This is a genomic window from Agrobacterium sp. P15N1-A (assembly GCF_044626815.1).
Taxonomy (GTDB): domain Bacteria; phylum Pseudomonadota; class Alphaproteobacteria; order Rhizobiales; family Rhizobiaceae; genus Agrobacterium; species Agrobacterium leguminum.
Genome location: NZ_JBIUPF010000005.1, coordinates 388,318 through 405,810, shown reverse-complemented (window position 1 = coordinate 405,810; position 17,493 = coordinate 388,318). Strand labels below are relative to the sequence as shown.

Sequence of the window (17,493 nt, the reverse complement as noted above, 5' to 3'; positions counted from 1 at the left end):
ATGAAGACGATCAAAGGCCCGGCGATTTTCCTCGCGCAATTTGTCGGGGACAAAGCCCCCTTCCACACGCTCGACAATCTCGGCCAATGGGCGGCTTCGCTCGGTTACAAGGGCATTCAGGTGCCGACCGATCCCAGGCTCTTCGATCTTGAGAAAGCCGCTGCATCCAAGACCTATTGCGACGATATCAAGGGTCGTCTGGCGGAAATGGGTATCGAGATCACGGAGCTTTCGACCCATATTCAGGGCCAGCTTGTCGCCGTTCACCCGGCCTATGACGAAATGTTCAACGGTTTTGCACCCGCTGAACTGCGCGGCAAACCCAGGGCGCGGCAGGAATGGGCGGTCAACCAGCTGAAATATGCGGCGAAAGCCTCGCAGCATCTCGGCCTCAAGAGCCACGCCACCTTCTCTGGCGCACTCGCCTGGCCCTTCGTTTACCCTTGGCCGCAGCGCCCTGCAGGTCTTGTCGAACTGGCCTTTGCGGAGCTGGGCAAGCGCTGGGCACCTATTCTCGATGCCTTCGAGGAGAATGGCATCGATCTCTGCTACGAGCTGCATCCGGGTGAGGACCTGCATGACGGCATCACCTTCGAGCGTTTCCTCGAGGCTACCGGCAATCACCCGCGCGCCAACATCCTCTACGATCCCTCCCACTTCGTCCTGCAGGCGCTGGATTATCTCGATTTCATCGACATCTACCACGAGCGTATCCGTGCCTTTCACGTCAAGGATGCCGAGTTCAATCCGACCGGCCGTTCCGGCGTTTATGGCGGTTATCAGAGCTGGGTCGACCGGCCGGGGCGGTTCCGCTCGCTGGGCGACGGGCGTGTCGATTTCGGCGCGGTGTTTTCCAAGCTTACCCAATATGATTTCGACGGCTGGGCGGTGCTGGAGTGGGAATGCGCGCTGAAGCACCCGGAAGACGGCGCGCGTGAAGGTGCCGCCTTCATTGAAAACCATATCATCCGCGTGACCGAACGGGCTTTCGACGATTTCGCCAAAAGCGGCGTCGATGACGCCGCCAATCGTCGCCTCCTCGGTCTCTGAAAGGAAACTTCATGTCCTCCACGATAGCAAAATTCGATAGCCGCCGTATTCGTCTCGGCATGGTCGGCGGTGGTCAGGGCGCCTTTATCGGTGCGGTGCATCGCATCGCGGCCCGGCTGGATGACCGTTACGAACTGGTGGCCGGTGCGCTTTCCTCCGATCCCGCACGTGCAGCCGCTTCGGCAACTCTGCTCGGCATTGCACCGGAGCGTTCCTATGCCTCGTTCGAGGACATGGCGGCGGCCGAGGCTGGACGCGAGGACGGTATCGAGGCGGTCGCCATCGTCACGCCGAACCATCTGCATTTCGCCCCGTCCAAGGCCTTTCTGGAAGCCGGCATCCACGTCATCTGCGACAAGCCGGTTACCGCGACGCTGGAGGAAGCAAAAGCGCTGGCCGAGATCGTCAGGGCGTCCGACAGCCTGTTCGTTCTGACGCATAATTACACCGGCTACCCGATGCTGCGGCAGATGCGGGAAATGGTGGCGAGTGGCGAAATCGGCAAGCTGCGCCATGTTCAGGCCGAATATGCGCAGGACTGGCTGACTGAAGCCGTTGAAAAGACCGGCGCAAAGGGTGCGGAATGGCGCACGGACCCCAGCCGTTCCGGCGCTGGCGGGGCAATCGGCGATATCGGCACGCACGCTTTCAACGCCGCCGCCTTTGTGACGGGTGAAATCCCAAGCAGCCTTTATGCCGATCTGACGTCGTTCGTTCCGGGCCGGCAGCTGGATGACAGCGCCAATATTCTGCTTCGTTATGCAAGCGGCGCAAAAGGCATGCTCTGGGCGAGCCAGATCGCGGTCGGCAATGAAAACGCGCTGTCGCTGCGGGTCTATGGCGATAAAGGCGGGCTTGAATGGCACCACCGGGTGCCGGACGAGCTGGGGTTCACGCCTTATGGCGAACCTAAGCGGCTTATCACCCGCAACGGCGCAGGCGCAGGCGATGCCGCCAACCGTGTCAGCCGCGTGCCGTCCGGGCACCCGGAAGGATATCTCGAGGGTTTTGCGACGATCTACCGCGAAGCCGCTGATGCAATCATCGCAAAGAGGGAGGGAAAAACGGCCGCCGGGGAAGTGATTTATCCCGGCATAGAGGACGGCCTTGCGGGTCTCGCATTCATCGATGCGGCCGTCCGGTCCAGTCGGACCTCGTCCTGGGTAGGGATCGACATCTAGATCATCGCATACCGAGGACGGACGACGCAGGGCACAGGAGGCGGTGCCCGGCATGACCCGGCCAGAAGGCCGGGAAAAGCAGGGCAGGCGTGTCGTCACATTGATCAAACGGAAAGGGAGTTACGCGTTTGAAAACGTTCAAGTCAAAATTCGCAAGCATGGCAGTCGTCGTCGCATTGGCGGCCGGTATTGCAAACCCGGTTTTTGCCGATGACAGCAAGACGCTGCCGATTGCCGCGCAGATGTACACATTGCGCAATGCGGGAACGCTTGAGGAGCAGCTTGCCATCCTCAACCGCGCCGGCGTTTCCGCCGTGGAAACCGTGGATATGCAGAAGGTCAGCGCCAGCGAACTGAACACGCTTCTGGAAAAGCACAAGATCAAGGTCATTTCCTCGCATGTGCCGATCGACAAGCTGCGCGGCAATCTCGATGAGGTCATCACCGAGCAGAAGGCCGTCGGCAATCCTGTCGTGACCGTGCCTTTCCTGAAGCCCGAACAGCGCCCGACCGATGCCGCCGGCTGGACTGCCTTCGGCAAGGAGCTTGGCGGTTATGCGGACAAGCTGTCTGCGGCGGGCCTTGCCATGTCCTATCACAACCATGATTTTGAAATGGTCAAGTTCGACGGCAAGACGGCGCTTGAACTGTTGCTCGATGCTGCCGGTCCGAAATTGCAGAGCGAACTCGACGTCGCCTGGGTTGCGCGCAGCGGCAATGATCCGGCCGCGTTCCTCGGCACCTTGAAGGGCCGGGTATTTGCCATCCATGCCAAGGATAACGCGCCTGCGGGCACGGCGGAAAACGAGCGCGGCTTTGCCACACTCGGCACCGGCGTTCTCGACTGGAAGGCAATTCTGCCGGCGGCCAAGCAGGCCGGCGTCAAGTGGTTCATCCTTGAGCACGACCTTCCGCTCGATGCCGAAGCTGTCGTGACCAAGGGCAATGCGTTCCTCAATGAACGTCTTCCGACCCTTCAGTAATCACTGCCAGTAAAACCAGAACCGCTCCCCGGCGGCCGGTTTCGCCGGGGCGCATGAGGTTCGACAGACGCATGGCCAGTTTCCGCCGCACCGCGACGGGAAGTGCTTCGTCTCGTCGTTTTTTCCAAGTCACATCGGAGGAGTTATCATGGCAAACAATCATTATGATGCGATTGTTGTCGGCTCGGGCATCAGTGGAGGCTGGGCCGCAAAGGAACTCACGCAAAAGGGCCTGAAGGTCCTGATGCTGGAGCGCGGCCGCAATATCGAGCACGTCACCGACTATCAGAATGCCGACAAGGAAGCCTGGGATTATCCCCACCGCAACCGCGCCACGCAGGAGATGAAGGCGAAATACCCCGTTCTCAGCCGCGATTACCTGCTGGAAGAGGCGACGCTCGGCATGTGGGCCGATGAGCAGGAAACGCCCTATGTCGAAGAAAAGCGCTTCGACTGGTTCCGCGGCTATCACGTCGGCGGCCGCTCGCTGCTCTGGGGACGCCAGACCTACCGCTGGTCGCAGACCGATTTCGAGGCCAATGCGAAAGACGGTATCGCCGTTGACTGGCCCATCCGCTATGAGGATGTTTCTCCCTGGTATGATTATGTCGAGCGTTTTGCCGGCATTTCCGGCAGCCGTGAGGGGCTGGATATTCTTCCCGATGGCGAATTCCTGCCGCCCATTCCGCTCAATTTTGTGGAGCAGGATGTCGCAAGCCGGCTGAAGAAGGCGTTCAATGGTACGCGCCACCTCATCAATTCGCGTTGCGCCAACATTACCCAGGAGCTTCCCGATCAGGAACGCACGCGCTGTCAGTTCCGCAACAAGTGTCGGCTGGGCTGTCCCTTCGGTGGTTATTTCAGCACGCAGGCCTCGACCCTGCCTGCGGCGGTCGCCACCGGCAATCTGACGCTCAGGCCTTTCTCCATCGTCAAGGAAATCCTCTACGACAAGGACAAGAAGAAGGCGCGTGGCGTCGAGATCATCGATGCCGAGACGAACCTGACCTATGAATATACCGCCGACATCATTTTCCTCAACGCCTCGACGCTGAACTCGACATGGGTGCTGATGAACTCGGCCACCGATGTCTGGGAAGGCGGACTTGGAAGCAGCTCGGGCGAACTCGGCCACAACGTGATGGACCACCATTTCCGGATGGGCGCCACCGGCCAGGTGGAAGGTTTCGAGGACTTCTACTTCAAGGGCCGCCGCCCGGCAGGGTTCTACATCCCTCGGTTCCGCAACACCGGCGACGACAAGCGCAAATATCTGCGCGGCTTCGGTTATCAGGGTTCTGCCAGCCGTTCGCGCTGGGAGCGGGAAATCGCCGAACTCAACATCGGCGCCGACTACAAGGAGGCCCTGACCGAGCCGGGCGGCTGGACCATCGGCATGACCGCCTTCGGCGAAATGCTGCCCTATCATGAGAACCGCGTGAAACTGGATCATGAGAAGAAGGACAAGTGGGGCCTGCCGGTCCTGTCAATGAATGTCGAGATGAAGCAGAACGAACTCGATATGCGCGAAGACATGGTCAATGACGCCGTCGAGATGTTCGAGGCGGTTGGTATCAAGAACGTCAAGCCCTCGCGGGGTAGTTACGCCCCCGGCATGGGCATCCATGAAATGGGAACTGCTCGCATGGGGCGCGACCCGAAAACCTCCGTCCTCAACGGCAACAATCAGGTTTGGGATGCGCCCAACGTCTTTGTCACCGATGGCGCCTGCATGACTTCGGCCTCCTGCGTCAACCCGTCCCTGACCTACATGGCGCTGACGGCGCGTGCGGCCGATTTTGCCGTTTCCGAACGCAAGAAGGGGAACCTGTGATGAACAGACGCGAACTGCTGAAACTGATAGCCATTGCCACCGGCCTTCCGCTGATCGGCGCGGATATTCTGACGGCTGCGGAAAACGCTACCAAACCAGCCGGTGGTGCTCATGTCTTCACCGCGGAAGAAATCCGGTTTATGGACGAGGTGGCGGAAACCATCATTCCCCGCACCTCCACGCCGGGTGCGAAGGATGCTGAAGTGGGAGCATTCATGGCCGTCTATGCGGCCGATTGTTACACTGACGAACAACGGACGCTCTTCCTTTCGGCAATTTCCGATATCGAGAAGCGCAGCCAGACCGACCACAAGAAGGGCTTTCTGGAGCTGACGGCAAAACAGCGGCAGGCGCTGCTTGCCGCGCTGGACAAGCAGGCCAAGGCGGAACAGTCGCCGGCAAAGCCCCACGCCTTCACGCTCGTCAAGCAGCTGACGCTGCTTGGTTTCTTCACCTCGAAGATCGGCGCTACGGAAGTGCTCGTTTATGACGAAATTCCCGGCGGTTTCGAAGATCGCGTTCCCTATAAGAAGGGCACGCCCGCCTGGGGCACGACCTGAAAAGAGCAACCTCCGGCCCGTCCGCTTTGCGGGCGGGTCGTATTTATGCGGCAAGACAAGGATGACACGATGCGCAAGACAATAATCATCGCGGCGGCAATGCTGACTGCAAGCGCCATTCCCGCTCTTTCGGAAGGCGATGTTGCCAAGGGGGAGGCGGTCTTCAAGCGCTGTTCCGCCTGCCACGCCATCGGCGAGGGCGCGAAAAACCGGGTCGGCCCGCAGCTTAACGGCATCATCGGCCGCGCAGCGGGCGGCGCGCCTGACTATAATTATTCGGCAGCGATGAAAAAAGCGGGCGAGGACGGTCTTGTCTGGACGCCCGAAGAATTGCGGGATTTCCTGAGCGCGCCGAAAAAGAAAATACCCGGAAACAAGATGGCGCTGGCCGGAATCAGCAAGCCGGAAGATCTGGACAATCTCATCGGCTATATTGAAAGCGCGGCTTCGAAGTCGGGCGAGTGACAGCAGCGGGAGTGCCCGGCAGGCGCCTGCGCGCTACACCTGGCTGGTTTCGCCTTCCGCCAGCTGGGCAAGGCCCGGCAGATTGCAGACGAGAAGCTTCTGCCGCCCGCCCTGTACTAGCCCCTTGGTTTCCCAGCTGCTGAGGATGCGCGAGACCGTGTGCAGTGTCGTGCCGGTCATTTCGGCGATATCCTGCCGCGAGATCGGGAAATCGATACGGATGCCGTCTTCCTCCTTGCGGCCCGCCTGCTGCGAAAGGCGCAGTACGGCATGGGCCACGCGGCGCTCCACTTCCTGCGTCGACATTTCGCGGATGCGCGTATGGGCTTCCTCGAGACGCTGGCCGATCGTCTGCATGGCGGAGACGGCAAGATGCGGGTTCTGTTCGACGAATTGCGGCCAGAGGTCCGTCTGCCATGACAGGATGACGCTTTCGGCCGCCGTCGTGGCTGTGCCGGGATAATCGGACCGTTGCAGGGCTCTTGCGAAACCGAAGAGATCACCGGGATGCACCACGCGCACGATGATCTGCTGGCCGTCATGCGTCACCTGCGTCACCTTCAGGCGGCCGTGGATAAGCAGGAAAAAATGCGTTGCCGACTGGCCCTGCTCGAAAATGGCTTCGCCCGGCGGCACCAGCCGGGATGTGGCGTGGGTCAGCAGTCCGTCCAGCTCATCGTCGGCCATCTTGGCAAACAAGGCCAGCGACCGGATGACGCTTCGGTCAATCTTCACTTGCACCCTCTCCGGTGATCGGACGATCCTCAAGGTGATTGCATTGGCAATCGGGGATCGGCCTTTTCTGTATTGTCAGCATACAGCACTATCACCGGCGGCAGAAGTTCAAATGATATAAATCAAGCGCTTGTTTTAATTGACGATTATCAAGAAAACAGGGTGGTGACATGAAGCTTTTCGAGAAGTGGCGCGTACCAGCGTGTGTCTCTTACGAGCCTGAACCCGAGATTATCAGGCGGTACGCCAACGGCGCAGCCGCCGCTTTTCGGGTTTTTGACGAAGGCGCTCATCGCCGCCCGGTGTTTTCCCGAAGCGACCGGGATACCGCAGGAGGCGACGCTATCGATCGCCTCACCATCCTTGCCGAGCGTCACACGGTGGCTGCAGCTCGATGTCCATTCCCAGACGTTGCCGCCGAAATCGGCAAGGCCATATTCGTTTTCGCCGAAGCTGCCATAGGATTGCGGAACGGGGTTGCCCGAGGCCTTGCGGCTGGTCTGCCGCTCGTAATCCGCCAGCCAGCGCAAAGCCGGGTTTTCACTGTCCGCGGCGACACCGAGCGTCTCATCCGGGAAAAGCGAGCCGGCGGCGAAAGCCAATTCAGCGTCGCTCGGCAGGCGCCAGACCTCGCCTGTCCGCTCGCTCAGCCACTTTGCATAGGCGTGGGCGTCATCCTGGCTGATACCGGTTGCCGGTATCTCGCCGCCGACCGGAGCGGCAAAGCCGGGTTCCGGCTGCTGGCAGCCGCCTTCCGCCACGCAGCGTGCATAATCTGCGCTCGATACCTGATATTTCATGATCGTTAGATTCTTCCGCATCGCCACGTCGACCATTGGGCCATCGACGGCATACCCATTGCGGAAATATTCGCCCTCCGCCCGGTAGGTGAAATGTCCGGCGGGCACTGTAACGACCGGTGGAGCCATCATGGCCGCGCGGTCATCAGCGCCGCTGCGGATGATCCCGGACTGGAAACCGATGGCCGTTGCCAGCAGCGTTGCAATCGAGAGCGGGAGAAGAAGCGAGACGGCATTTGGGAAGTGGCTGTTGCCGGGAATGCCCATGGGAACCTGCCTGCGTCGAGAAGACGCCAAAGTTCGGGCCTGCTTTCAGGCCGCATAGCAGAAGGGGGAGCGCGCCGCGACCGCTGGCGGCGGCGCGCTCCCGTTTGTGTCAGATGCTCGATGGGGCGAGCACCGCCTGCATCAGGCTGTTGTTCCATTCACCGGTCACCTTGAAGTGAGCGGCTGCACCCAGCTCGAAAGCTTCGATGAGGTTGTGGTTGACATAAGCGTAGATGCCGGGCTGCTCGAAGGTATAGAAGGCCGCGCCCGCCGTGCCACCGGGAATGAACCAGGTTTCCTGGTCGAGATCCGGCGGGTTGCGGAACTTGCCCGTTGCCCAGACATAATCGCCATGGCCGCCGATGAGGTGCGGACGGGTATCACGGTTTGCCTGCGAATGGACGATCAGCACCTTCTCGCCAACGGCGGCCTGGAGGGCATGTTCCCCGGTCAGGGCACCGACTGCGCCATTGAAGACGATGTGGCTCGGTGTCAGCTTGCGCATCACTTCCAGCGTATCGGCCATGGCATCGCCGGCGCTTTCATATTTCTTGAAATTGCCGTTCTCGTCGCGCGGGATGTAGAAGTCCTGCTCGCCGACATAATAGATCTTGTCATAAACAAGCTCCTTGCCGTGGCCGTCCGTCAGGCCCTCTCGCGGCAGTACCATGATCGCGCCATTCATGCCCGAGGTGACGTGCCACGGCACCATGCCGGGAGGTGCGCAGTGATAGACGAAGACGCCGGCCTTGGTGGCCTTGAAGCGCAGGATCGCCTTTTCACCGGGGTTGACGATGGTGAGCCCGCCGCCGCCGAGCGCGCCGGTGGCCGAGTGGAAATCAATATTGTGCTGCAGCTCATTGGTATCGGGGTTGATAAGGGTCAGTTCGACATAGTCGTCCTGGTGCACCACCATCAGAGGCCCGGGAACCGACCCGTTGAAGGTCATGGCGTGGACCTCGGTGCCCTTGTCGTCGAGGATCATCTTCTGTTCTTTGATCGTGAGCGTGAACTCGACGATCTTCGGTCCGCCTTCGGCTTTCTGCGTGTGGGCATGCACGAAGGGCGGTTTGACGAGATCAACTTTTACGCGAGGCAGCGCTGCAATCTCAGCGCTCGTCAATGGCTTGGCTGCGGCCTTCTTTTCCTCTGCCGCGCTCGCTGCCGATGGCATGATGACGGGAGCTATAGCCCCTGCAAATGCTGCGCCTGCGAGAATATTACGCCGTGTGATGTGGAAGGTTTCCGTCATCATTCTTCTCCTATCCCTCTTGGGGCAGAGCATGTTTCGCTCTGTCACAGCATTTGTAGCGGAGGGGCGGAAATACAATTTGAGATGGAGCAAACTTCGCTTTCGGCACCCTGCGACATTTTGGCAGGCGGCTGAAGGCCGGTGTGGAAGCGTCGCACCGCCTCTTTGCCTGTTCGCAAAGAAGCCGGACGGGCTTGGGTCTAGACATATGTTAAGACCAAGCAAGGAGCATTATAATGAGTGGCAGCGAAACCGTTCTCACCGAAAGGCGCAGCCGGCCAAAGGGCGGCATTCCAAGAGGGCTGGCGCGCACCGGCCCGGTTATCTTTTCTTACGGCTTCCGGCCGTTTTTCCTCGGCGGCGCCCTGTGGGCCATCGTGGCGATGGTGTTGTGGATCGCAGCCCTTTCCGGCTTCATCGACCTCGGCGGGGATTACGGCGCACCGAACTGGCATGCTCATGAGATGCTGTTCGGTTTCGCTTCGGCGGTGTTGGCGGGCTTTCTTTTGACGGCCGTGCCGAACTGGACGGGGCGGCTGCCGGTATCGGGCAAACCCTTGGTGTGGCTGTTTGCGCTTTGGTGCGCCGGCCGGCTTTTCCTGCTTGTGCCGGACCAAGTGGGCGTGGTCACCGCCGCAGCCGTGGACGGGCTTTTCCTGCCGGCACTTCTGGCGATCTGCGCGCGTGAGGTCATTGCCGGGCGAAAATGGAAAGATCTGAAGGTGCTGGGCGGGCTGCTGGCGCTTTCCGTCGCCAACATCATATTCCACGTTGCAGCGATTGGGGGCGATCATAGCCTGATCGCGACCCGCCTTGCGGTCTCGGCCTATACGGTTCTTGTCATCATCGTCGGCGGCCGCATCGTGCCGAGTTTCACCCGCAACTGGCTGAACCGTTTCGGCCGCACGGATTTCCCGGTTCCCTATAACGGCTTCGATACCGCCGCCATCCTCACCGGCATCGCTGCGCTGGCCGTCTGGACGATAGAGCCCGAAAGCATCGTGGCAGTGCCAACGGCGCTTCTGGCGGCTTTCATGCACGCAGTGCGTCTGATCCGCTGGCGCGGCTGGACGACATGGCCGGAGCAGGTGCTGGTGGTGCTGCATGTCGCCTACGCCTTCATTCCCGTCGGTTTCATCACCATAGCGCTGGCGGCTCTTGACGTCATGGACACGCGTTCCGTCCTGCATGTCTTCACCGTCGGCGTTATCGGCTGCATGATGCTTGCGGTGATGACAAGAGCGAGCCTTGGCCACACCGGACGCAAGCTTGCGGCCAGCAGGGTTACCATTGCCGCTTATGTCGCGCTGATCGCCTGCGCGCTGCTGAGACCGGCAGCCGAGTTCTTCCCCGGTGCGATGATGCATCTCTACGCTTGCTCGGCGCTCTTCTGGATCGTGGGTTTCGGTCTCTTCTGCGTTGAATATGGGCCGATCCTGATGCGCGAGCGCAAACCGCTGAAAGCCTAGATTGCTTGCGACGCCGCCAAAAACGAACCGCCCCGGAGGCAACTTCCGGGGCGTTTCGTTTTCTGGGGATTTGATTTCTGGCTTAATGCGCGCCGGCACCGGCGCGGATGAAGATGCGGAACGCCGTGCGTGCCTCGTCGAAATTGCCGGCCCATTGATGGCCTCGGGCCAGAAGTTCGGGGTAAAGGAAAGTCGGCTCCTGCGGCATCAGCACGAAGATCACGGCACCCGGCGGAAGACGGTCGAGTGCGGCAAGCGTGCGGCTCGCCTGGCCTTCGGCCGTCTCGTCGCTCAGATCGAGATAGATGACCGGATCGGGCCATATCTGCGGCTCCTCGGCGTTGCCCGCAAGTGCCGGCGAAACGGAAATCTGTTCGGTCTCAGTGGATTGCGGCGTAAACAGCACTTCCCAGTCACCGCCGCCGATTTCCGTCACCTGATGGTCGAAACCGCGCTCCGCCATCACCTTGAACAGCGGAACGGGCCGGAAGGTGGCGTATAATCGCAGCGCCTCACCGGGAGCAAGCCCGGCCACGGCTTCCATGATGGCCGGAAAGGGCTCGCCGCCGCTCAGCAAAAGCGGCCGGACATCGAGTTCCCTGATCATTTCCGTCATTGCATCACCTCATCTGTCGGCTGGCGGCGGCAAGGGCCATCCGCCAGAGGTCTTTTCACCACACCGCCGGGGCAGGGGTCAATGTTCGGATCCGCAGCAGCATTCGCAGCCGGACATATCGTCCTCGGAACCTTCGGCCTGTTCTTCCAGCCGGCCGATATCGAGACGCCAGACTTCCGGGCCCTGTTCGAGGTATTCCCAGCCGAACTGGCCGGGGAAATTTGTGGCCAGCTGGTAAAGCAGTGGACGGGGATCGTGATCGCTGGTGATCTGTAGCGATTGACCTTCGGTCAATGCGTTGAGCGCACCGAAAATGCGCGGATGGCGTTCGCGGTGCGGAATGATGCGCACGTCGATATTGGTTGCGGTTTGGGCTTCGGACATAGGCTGGCTCCACGGCCGCGGATGGAATGATGTCCGGCGGTGCGGCCGGCCGACGGACTGGAAAAACCTATCCGCCGGGCGGTCGCGAGACATTGTCGCCGCGCAAACAAACCTGAGATTCGTCAGGTTCGTTGCGCGACATGCTTCAGCCGGCAAGGCTGCGATAGATTGCCGGCAGCGCCCATGGCAGCTTGGCGATCCTGTTGACGATGGCATAGCCGTTCTGGCCGAACATGGCCGGAATATAGGATTGCGCTTTGCTGTCCACCGTTACGCCGAACACGCTGACGCCAGAGCGTCGCGCCTCGGAGACCGCGCGGCGGCTGTCCTCAATGGCGAAGCGGCCCTCATAGTGGTCGACATCGTTCGGCTTGCCATCCGTCAGCAGCAGAAGCAGCTTGCGCCGCTCCGGCCTTTCACGCAGCTTGGCGCTGGCGTGGCGGATGGCCGGGCCGATGCGGGTGTAGAAGCCGGGTTTCAGCGCCGCGATGCGACGCTCGATAGTATGCGCCATCGACTCATCGAAATCCTTCACCGTTTCCACCCGCACCCAGGAACGGCGGCGGGAGGTGAAGGTCAGGATGGAGTGACTGTCGCCGCAGGCGGAAAGCCCGTGGGCAAGCACCAGCAGGGCTTCCTTCTCCACATCGAGCACCCGGCGGTTGTCGAACCAGGCATCGGTCGATAGCGACACATCGACGAGGATCGTTACGGCAAGATCATGCGCCTGCGGGCGGCTTGCCATATGAATGCGGTCGCTGCCCTGTCCTCCGGCGGCGATATCGCTTCTGGCGCGAACCACGGCGTCAAGATCGAGATCATTGCCGTCAAGCTGGGCGCGCAGCATCTCGTGGCGTGGCCGCAGCACCTCGAATTGCCGCCTGACGCGGCGGATGAGGCTTTTGGTGTCCGGGCCGGGTTCCGGTGCCGTTTCGGCGTCTTTCGCCGGACCGGCGATGACCCGGCAATGATCGGCGAGATAGGTACCGCTGCGATAATCCCATTCGGGATAGGTCAGCTCCGCTGTCAGCGGGGTATGGTTCAGTGCTTCAGGCGGCAGGTCGAGATCGAAGCGGAAGCGGGCGGAAGGCCGCCCCTTTCTTTCACCCAGCGTCATATCGTCAAGCTCGTCCACCGCACTGCCGTCGGCATCGTCGCTGTCGTCACCCGGCCGGTCGACATTGACCATCTCCGCCATGGCGAGGATTTTTTCGAAACGGTTGAGGATGAAGGGGCTGCGTTCGGTCTGGCGGTTCTCGGTCTTTTCGCGCACGGCGATATGGCGGGCCGCTTCTGCGCCCTGCGGCGCGGCGCCCGCTGCCGGCTGGTCTTCGCTTTGCCTGGCCTCGGATGTTTCGCGCAGCAGCGTGTCCGGCCATAGCGGCACCGGCAGCATCGGCAGGTAGCGCGGCGGCGCCTTGGCCGGAAAGCCGGCGGGTGGCGCAAGGCCCTCGATCCCTCCCGCATCTGCGAGCATGGAAAGCACCCGTTGTTCCACCTGCTGCTCCGTCTGGGGCAGCGGCCGTTTCTGGCGGACCGCGAGCATCGCGGCGCAAAGCCGGCGATAACGGGTCTTCATGCCGGGGAAGGCATGGGTGACGGCTTTTGCCAGTTCTGCGGCGCGGTCGAGCCGGGCAAGATCGTTGCGAAGCGGGTCGGCGGCCATGACTGGTTCAAGCGGCATCATCGCCATGGCGGCGGCGAGCCAGAGATAGAGATCGCGGTTGAGGCAGCGGTCGGGAAACAGATCGAGCACCGGCGGCAGCATCAGCGTTGCATGATCGCGTCCTGGCTGGGCGAGCTTCTCTTCGCCAAGACCCATGCGCTGGCGCAGCCTCAGCCGGTGGCTGGAAGTGCGGGCGCGGGCCGGCGCGATCTGCACCGCATGTTCACCGCCAAAACCGCGGAAACATATGGCCAGCACGGCCTGCATATCCTCCAGCTTCACGGCATGATCCGGGAAGCGCAGCCATGTGCCGGTTTCGCCGATCAGCCTGTGCCAGGCGCGGCCGACGGTTTCTTCCAGTTCCAGAAAGTCCAGCATGGTTTATCCTCATGGCATCGGACCGGAACGCGCGGCGCCGAGCAATCCGGTGTGGATATCAAAGCGCCTATCGAATGATCGCATCCGCGACTTCATGCAGCGCGGCCTTCACGTCTGGCTCGTCAGTCAGCGGTTCGATCATGGTCGCGCGCACGGCCTGACGGGCGGGAAGGCCGGTATCGATGAGGCTGGCGCAATAAACGAGCAGACGGGTGGAGACGCCTTCCTCAAGGTCATGGCCCTTCAGGCCGCGCAGCCGGTGGGCAAGATCGACGAGCGGCTCGACATCGCGCGCATCCAGCCCGCTTTCATGCGAAACGACGGCGATTTCCTGCTCCTTGGGCAGAAAATCGAATTCAATGGCGACGAAACGCTGACGGGTGCTGGGTTTCAGGCTCTTTAAAAGGTTCTGGTATCCGGGATTATAGGAAACGACGAGCATGAAGCCCGAGGGTGCTTCCAGCACTTCGCCGGTGCGCTCCAGCGGCAGGATGCGGCGATCGTCGGTGAGGGGATGCAGCACGACAGCTACATCCTTGCGCGCCTCAACGATCTCGTCGAGGTAACATATGCCGCCCTGGCGCACGGATCGCGTCAGCGGGCCGTCCATCCACACGGTTTCGCCGCCTTTCAGCAGGTAACGGCCGGTCAGATCAGCGGCAGCAAGATCGTCGTGGCACGAAACAGTGGAAAGCGGCAGGCCGAGTTTCGCTGCCATATGGCTGACGAAACGGGTCTTGCCGCAGCCTGTCGGGCCTTTCAGCAGCAGCGGCAATTGCCGCACCCAGGCGCTTTCGAACAGCGTGCATTCATTGCCGAGCGGGGTGTAGAACGGCGTGTCCGGCTGGGGCTGAGGGATCGGACGGAATATTGTGTTCATGGTCATCTCCATGTTTGTTGATAAGGAACCGGCTCTCCGGGGGAAAAGGAGAGCCGGTCCGTTTCTCATTCGGCGGGCTGCACGAGGCGGGCAACGTCGCCCTGTTTCTGCTTGCCCGGTACCAGGATTGCCCAGATGAACATGACCGCCGAAATGAGAACCGCGAAACCAGAACCGAGACGGACCCAGTAGAAGATCGCCAGCTGGTCCTGCACATCCATGAAGCTTTCGCCCATGACCCGCTGAAGCTGGATCTGCACCACGCCGGCGAATGTCAGCGCGAAGGTCATCACCGACATGGCCGTGCACATAACCCAGAAACTCGTCATCGAAAGCCACTGGTTGTAGGGCGCACGTTTCTTCATTTCGGGGATGGCATAGGCCATCATCGCAAGGTTCAGCATCACATAGGCGCCGAAGAAGGCGAGGTGCCCGTGAGCGGCGGTAAGCTGCGTGCCGTGGGTGTAATAGTTCACCGAAGACAGCGTGTGCAGGAAGCCCCAGACGCCGGCGCCGAAGAAGGCCATGACCGAGCAGCCGATCGACCACAGAAGCGCGGCGCGGTTCTCATGCTTGCGGCCAGCCTTCCAGGTCATGACGAAGGTGAAGATGACCATGGTGAAGAAGGGGGCCACTTCCAGCGTCGAGAACAGCGAACCGATCCACTGCCAGTAACCCGGTGCGCCGATCCAGTAATAATGGTGGCCGGTGCCGAGGATGCCCGAGAAGAGTGCAAGACCGACGATGACATAGAGCCATTTTTCCACCACTTCGCGGTCGATGCCGTTGAGCTTGATCATCAGGAAGGCGAGGATCGACGCCATGATCAGTTCCCACACGCCTTCCACCCACAGATGGATGACGTACCACCAGTACATCTTGTCCAGCGCCAGGTTGATGGGGTTGTAAAAGGCGAAGAGGAAGAAGATCGCCAGACCCCAGAGGCCGAAGAGCAGGATGTTGATGACGGTGGTCTTGCGGCCCTTCAGCGCTGTCATGGTGATGTTGAACAGGAACATCAAAACGACAAGCACGATGCCGACCTTGATGGCGAAGGGCTGTTCGAGGAATTCGCGGCCTTCATGGATGCGGAACATATAACCGACCACGGCAACGGCGGCGGCCACCAGGAAGATCCAGAACTGCGCGATGGCGAGCTTGGGGCTGTAAAGCTCCGTTTCCGTCTCTTCCGGCAGAAGATAGAAGGTCGAGCCCATGAAGCCCATCAACAGCCACACGACCAGTGCATTGGTGTGGATCATGCGCACGATGTTGAAGGGCAGAAGCTCGGAAAGCGTGTTGGGCAGCACGTAGATCGTCGCGGCGATGACGCCGAACAGGATCTGCGCCACGAACAGCCCGATTGCGCCGTAAAAATACAGCATGGCGACTTTTTGCGTCTGGTATTTCATCTCGTCATCTCCTTGCCGTCAACCTCAACCCGCATCGTTCGGCGGCCAGTTCTGCGTCTTGATCCGGCTCGTCCATTCGAGGAAGTCGACGAGATCATCGAGTTCCTGTTCGGTGAGATTGAACTGCGGCATCTGGCGCCGGCCCTCGATGCCGGTGGGCTGGGCGGCCATCCAGGCCTTGATGGAATCGCGCGCCGTCTCCTTGTCTTCCACGCCGCCATAGCGCTTCCAGACATTGCCGAGTTCGGGTGCGAAATAGGCGCCTTCGCCTAGCAGCGTGTGACAGTTGATGCAGGAATTTTTCTCCCACACGTGTTTGCCGCGCGCGACGCTTTCCGTCAGCGTGCTTTCATCCGTCGAGGTGGTGCGCATGTAATAATGGCTATGGGCGGTTAGCCCTACGAATATGGCGAAGAAGAAGATGGAGCCGCCGTAAAAGACGTTTCGCGCTCCTGTTTTGGTCAGGCGTTCTGCCATGCCAATGGTCCTTTCCATCCGGAAGACCGCTTATGCGGACTGGCTTGATCGAACCCTCTTGCCGGGATTTGCCAGCAGGCTGGGGGTCTGAAGCCTTTCTAGCCGCTGGCCGCCGGCGTTCTTTGCCATTTGGCAAACAAGTGGAGAGGTGGTGTGGTCCGCCTTTTCAGAGCGACAAAATGCCCTGCAGGAACGCCCGCAAAAGGGCTGCGGCGGCGAAGATGACGGGCCATGCCAGAAGTGCCGTGCGCAGCAGGCCTCGCTCTTCGCCAAAACCCAGAAAGTCGTCGATGACGCGTCTGGATTTCATGAGCGCGAAAAGCAGCATCAGGCAGGCGGCGGCAACGGGCGGCAGAAGCGCTGCCTTCCACGAGGTGACGACGGCCGTACCGGCGAGAACAAGAATGGCGAGCACTGCAAAACTTCTTGCAAGCTGGCGGGAGGTGCGGTGGATCATGACTGTCAAACCAGATAGATGATGGGAAAAATGACGATCCAGACCAGATCGATGACATGCCACAGCGTCGTCACCAGCGTGATGTTCTCGTTTTTCGGGAAGACTGCGACGAGAAACAGCAGCACGGCCACGAAGACGACATGCAGCAGATGGAAGCCGGTGAGCAGGAAATAAAGCTCGAAGAAAGCGCCATAGGCGGGGTCGGACGCGAAAGCGATTTCGGTGGAATATTCATGGAGCTTCACACCGACGAAAGCGAAACCAAGCAGTCCGGCAAGAACAAGCGCCCGCCTTTTGCCCGGCAGCGCGGTGTGGTGGCTGGCCGCGACGGCCGCCTGCCAGCCGCTTGCCAGCAAAATCAGTGTGTTGAGGCCGGCAAGTTGTGGCTGCAGATGCTGGCGCGCGGCGGCGAACGCATCAGGGTTGAGGGCGAAGGCGATGATGAAGGCGCCGGTCAGCGCGCCGAAGGCGGCAAGTTCGCTCCAGACCAGAATCCACAAAAGCAGGTTTCCGCTTTCCTCTTCCGTATTGATCGCCATGGCCTCGCCCGTAATTGTAAAACAGCAAGCCACGCTTAGGCGTCCTCAAACCCCGCTTCTTTGCGGTCGGTCAAAGAAGGGAGCGCAC

General features: G+C 60.8%; 18 protein-coding genes. 7 read left to right on the top strand and 11 right to left on the bottom strand.

What is annotated here, in order from left to right; genetic code table 11:
• From ACIK7D_RS19255 to ACIK7D_RS19230, 6 genes are all read left to right on the top strand, one after another.
• Complete coding sequence (locus tag ACIK7D_RS19255; protein WP_400157104.1) at positions 1–1,050, top strand: sugar phosphate isomerase/epimerase family protein; 1,050 nt, start codon at positions 1–3, stop codon at positions 1,048–1,050.
• 11 nt (positions 1,051–1,061) lie between these two features.
• The gene (locus ACIK7D_RS19250; RefSeq protein WP_137005491.1) at positions 1,062–2,231 is read left to right on the top strand and encodes a Gfo/Idh/MocA family protein; all 1,170 of its coding nucleotides are present in this window, start codon (positions 1,062–1,064) and stop codon (positions 2,229–2,231) included.
• A gap of 128 nt (positions 2,232–2,359) precedes the next feature.
• Positions 2,360–3,214, top strand: a complete 855-nt coding sequence (locus ACIK7D_RS19245; protein WP_175422201.1) for a sugar phosphate isomerase/epimerase — start codon at positions 2,360–2,362, stop codon at positions 3,212–3,214.
• 148 nt (positions 3,215–3,362) lie between these two features.
• Positions 3,363–5,048, top strand: coding sequence for a GMC oxidoreductase (locus tag ACIK7D_RS19240; protein ID WP_400157103.1), 1,686 nt, complete (start codon positions 3,363–3,365; stop codon positions 5,046–5,048).
• Positions 5,048–5,608, top strand: coding sequence for a gluconate 2-dehydrogenase subunit 3 family protein (locus ACIK7D_RS19235; protein WP_400157102.1), 561 nt, complete (start codon positions 5,048–5,050; stop codon positions 5,606–5,608). Before ACIK7D_RS19240 ends, ACIK7D_RS19235 begins: the two co-directional genes overlap by 1 nt.
• 69 nt (positions 5,609–5,677) lie before the next feature.
• The gene (locus ACIK7D_RS19230; protein ID WP_400157101.1) at positions 5,678–6,073 is read left to right on the top strand and encodes a c-type cytochrome; all 396 of its coding nucleotides are present in this window, start codon (positions 5,678–5,680) and stop codon (positions 6,071–6,073) included.
• A gap of 33 nt (positions 6,074–6,106) precedes the next feature.
• On the opposite strand, the gene ACIK7D_RS19225 is transcribed toward ACIK7D_RS19230, so the two are convergent.
• The 3 genes from ACIK7D_RS19225 to nirK form a co-directional block, all read right to left on the bottom strand.
• Positions 6,107–6,808 (bottom strand): Crp/Fnr family transcriptional regulator, encoded by a 702-nt coding sequence (locus ACIK7D_RS19225; RefSeq protein WP_400157100.1) that lies wholly within the window; start codon positions 6,806–6,808, stop codon positions 6,107–6,109.
• A 149-nt stretch (positions 6,809–6,957) separates the two neighbouring features.
• Complete coding sequence (locus ACIK7D_RS19220; protein WP_400157099.1) at positions 6,958–7,875, bottom strand: SUMF1/EgtB/PvdO family nonheme iron enzyme; 918 nt, start codon at positions 7,873–7,875, stop codon at positions 6,958–6,960.
• A gap of 109 nt (positions 7,876–7,984) precedes the next feature.
• Positions 7,985–9,127 (bottom strand): copper-containing nitrite reductase, encoded by a 1,143-nt coding sequence (gene nirK, locus ACIK7D_RS19215; protein WP_269702496.1) that lies wholly within the window; start codon positions 9,125–9,127, stop codon positions 7,985–7,987.
• A gap of 236 nt (positions 9,128–9,363) precedes the next feature.
• Between nirK and ACIK7D_RS19210 the strand changes: the two genes are divergently transcribed.
• Entirely contained in the window at positions 9,364–10,596 is a 1,233-nt protein-coding gene (locus ACIK7D_RS19210) for an NnrS family protein (protein WP_400157098.1), read from the top strand.
• 82 nt (positions 10,597–10,678) lie between these two features.
• On the opposite strand, the gene ACIK7D_RS19205 is transcribed toward ACIK7D_RS19210, so the two are convergent.
• The 8 genes from ACIK7D_RS19205 to ACIK7D_RS19170 all read right to left on the bottom strand — a co-directional run bounded on the left by ACIK7D_RS19205 (position 10,679) and on the right by ACIK7D_RS19170 (position 17,405).
• Positions 10,679–11,212: a DUF2249 domain-containing protein gene (locus tag ACIK7D_RS19205; RefSeq protein WP_400157097.1), complete on the bottom strand. Its 534-nt coding sequence runs from the start codon at positions 11,210–11,212 to the stop codon at positions 10,679–10,681.
• A gap of 78 nt (positions 11,213–11,290) precedes the next feature.
• Positions 11,291–11,596 carry a DUF2249 domain-containing protein gene (locus tag ACIK7D_RS19200; protein WP_400157096.1) on the bottom strand — a complete coding sequence of 102 codons (306 nt, stop codon included), beginning with the start codon at positions 11,594–11,596 and terminating at the stop codon, positions 11,291–11,293.
• Positions 11,597–11,741: 145 nt separating this feature from the next.
• Entirely contained in the window at positions 11,742–13,640 is a 1,899-nt protein-coding gene (locus tag ACIK7D_RS19195) for a nitric oxide reductase activation protein NorD (RefSeq protein WP_400157095.1), read from the bottom strand.
• 67 nt (positions 13,641–13,707) lie between these two features.
• Positions 13,708–14,520, bottom strand: a complete 813-nt coding sequence (locus ACIK7D_RS19190; protein ID WP_080821062.1) for a MoxR family ATPase — start codon at positions 14,518–14,520, stop codon at positions 13,708–13,710.
• Positions 14,521–14,585: 65 nt separating this feature from the next.
• On the bottom strand, positions 14,586–15,932 hold the full coding sequence (locus ACIK7D_RS19185) for a cbb3-type cytochrome c oxidase subunit I (RefSeq protein ID WP_400157094.1): 1,347 nt from the start codon (positions 15,930–15,932) through the stop codon (positions 14,586–14,588).
• A 24-nt stretch (positions 15,933–15,956) separates the two neighbouring features.
• A complete protein-coding gene (locus tag ACIK7D_RS19180; protein WP_046800955.1) occupies positions 15,957–16,409 on the bottom strand; it encodes a cytochrome c in 453 nt (150 codons plus the stop codon).
• Positions 16,410–16,575: 166 nt separating this feature from the next.
• Positions 16,576–16,866, bottom strand: coding sequence for a hypothetical protein (locus ACIK7D_RS19175; RefSeq protein ID WP_400157093.1), 291 nt, complete (start codon positions 16,864–16,866; stop codon positions 16,576–16,578).
• Between the two features lie 5 nt (positions 16,867–16,871).
• The gene (locus ACIK7D_RS19170; RefSeq protein WP_400157092.1) at positions 16,872–17,405 is read right to left on the bottom strand and encodes a cytochrome c oxidase subunit 3; all 534 of its coding nucleotides are present in this window, start codon (positions 17,403–17,405) and stop codon (positions 16,872–16,874) included.
• Positions 17,406–17,493 lie beyond the last annotated feature (88 nt).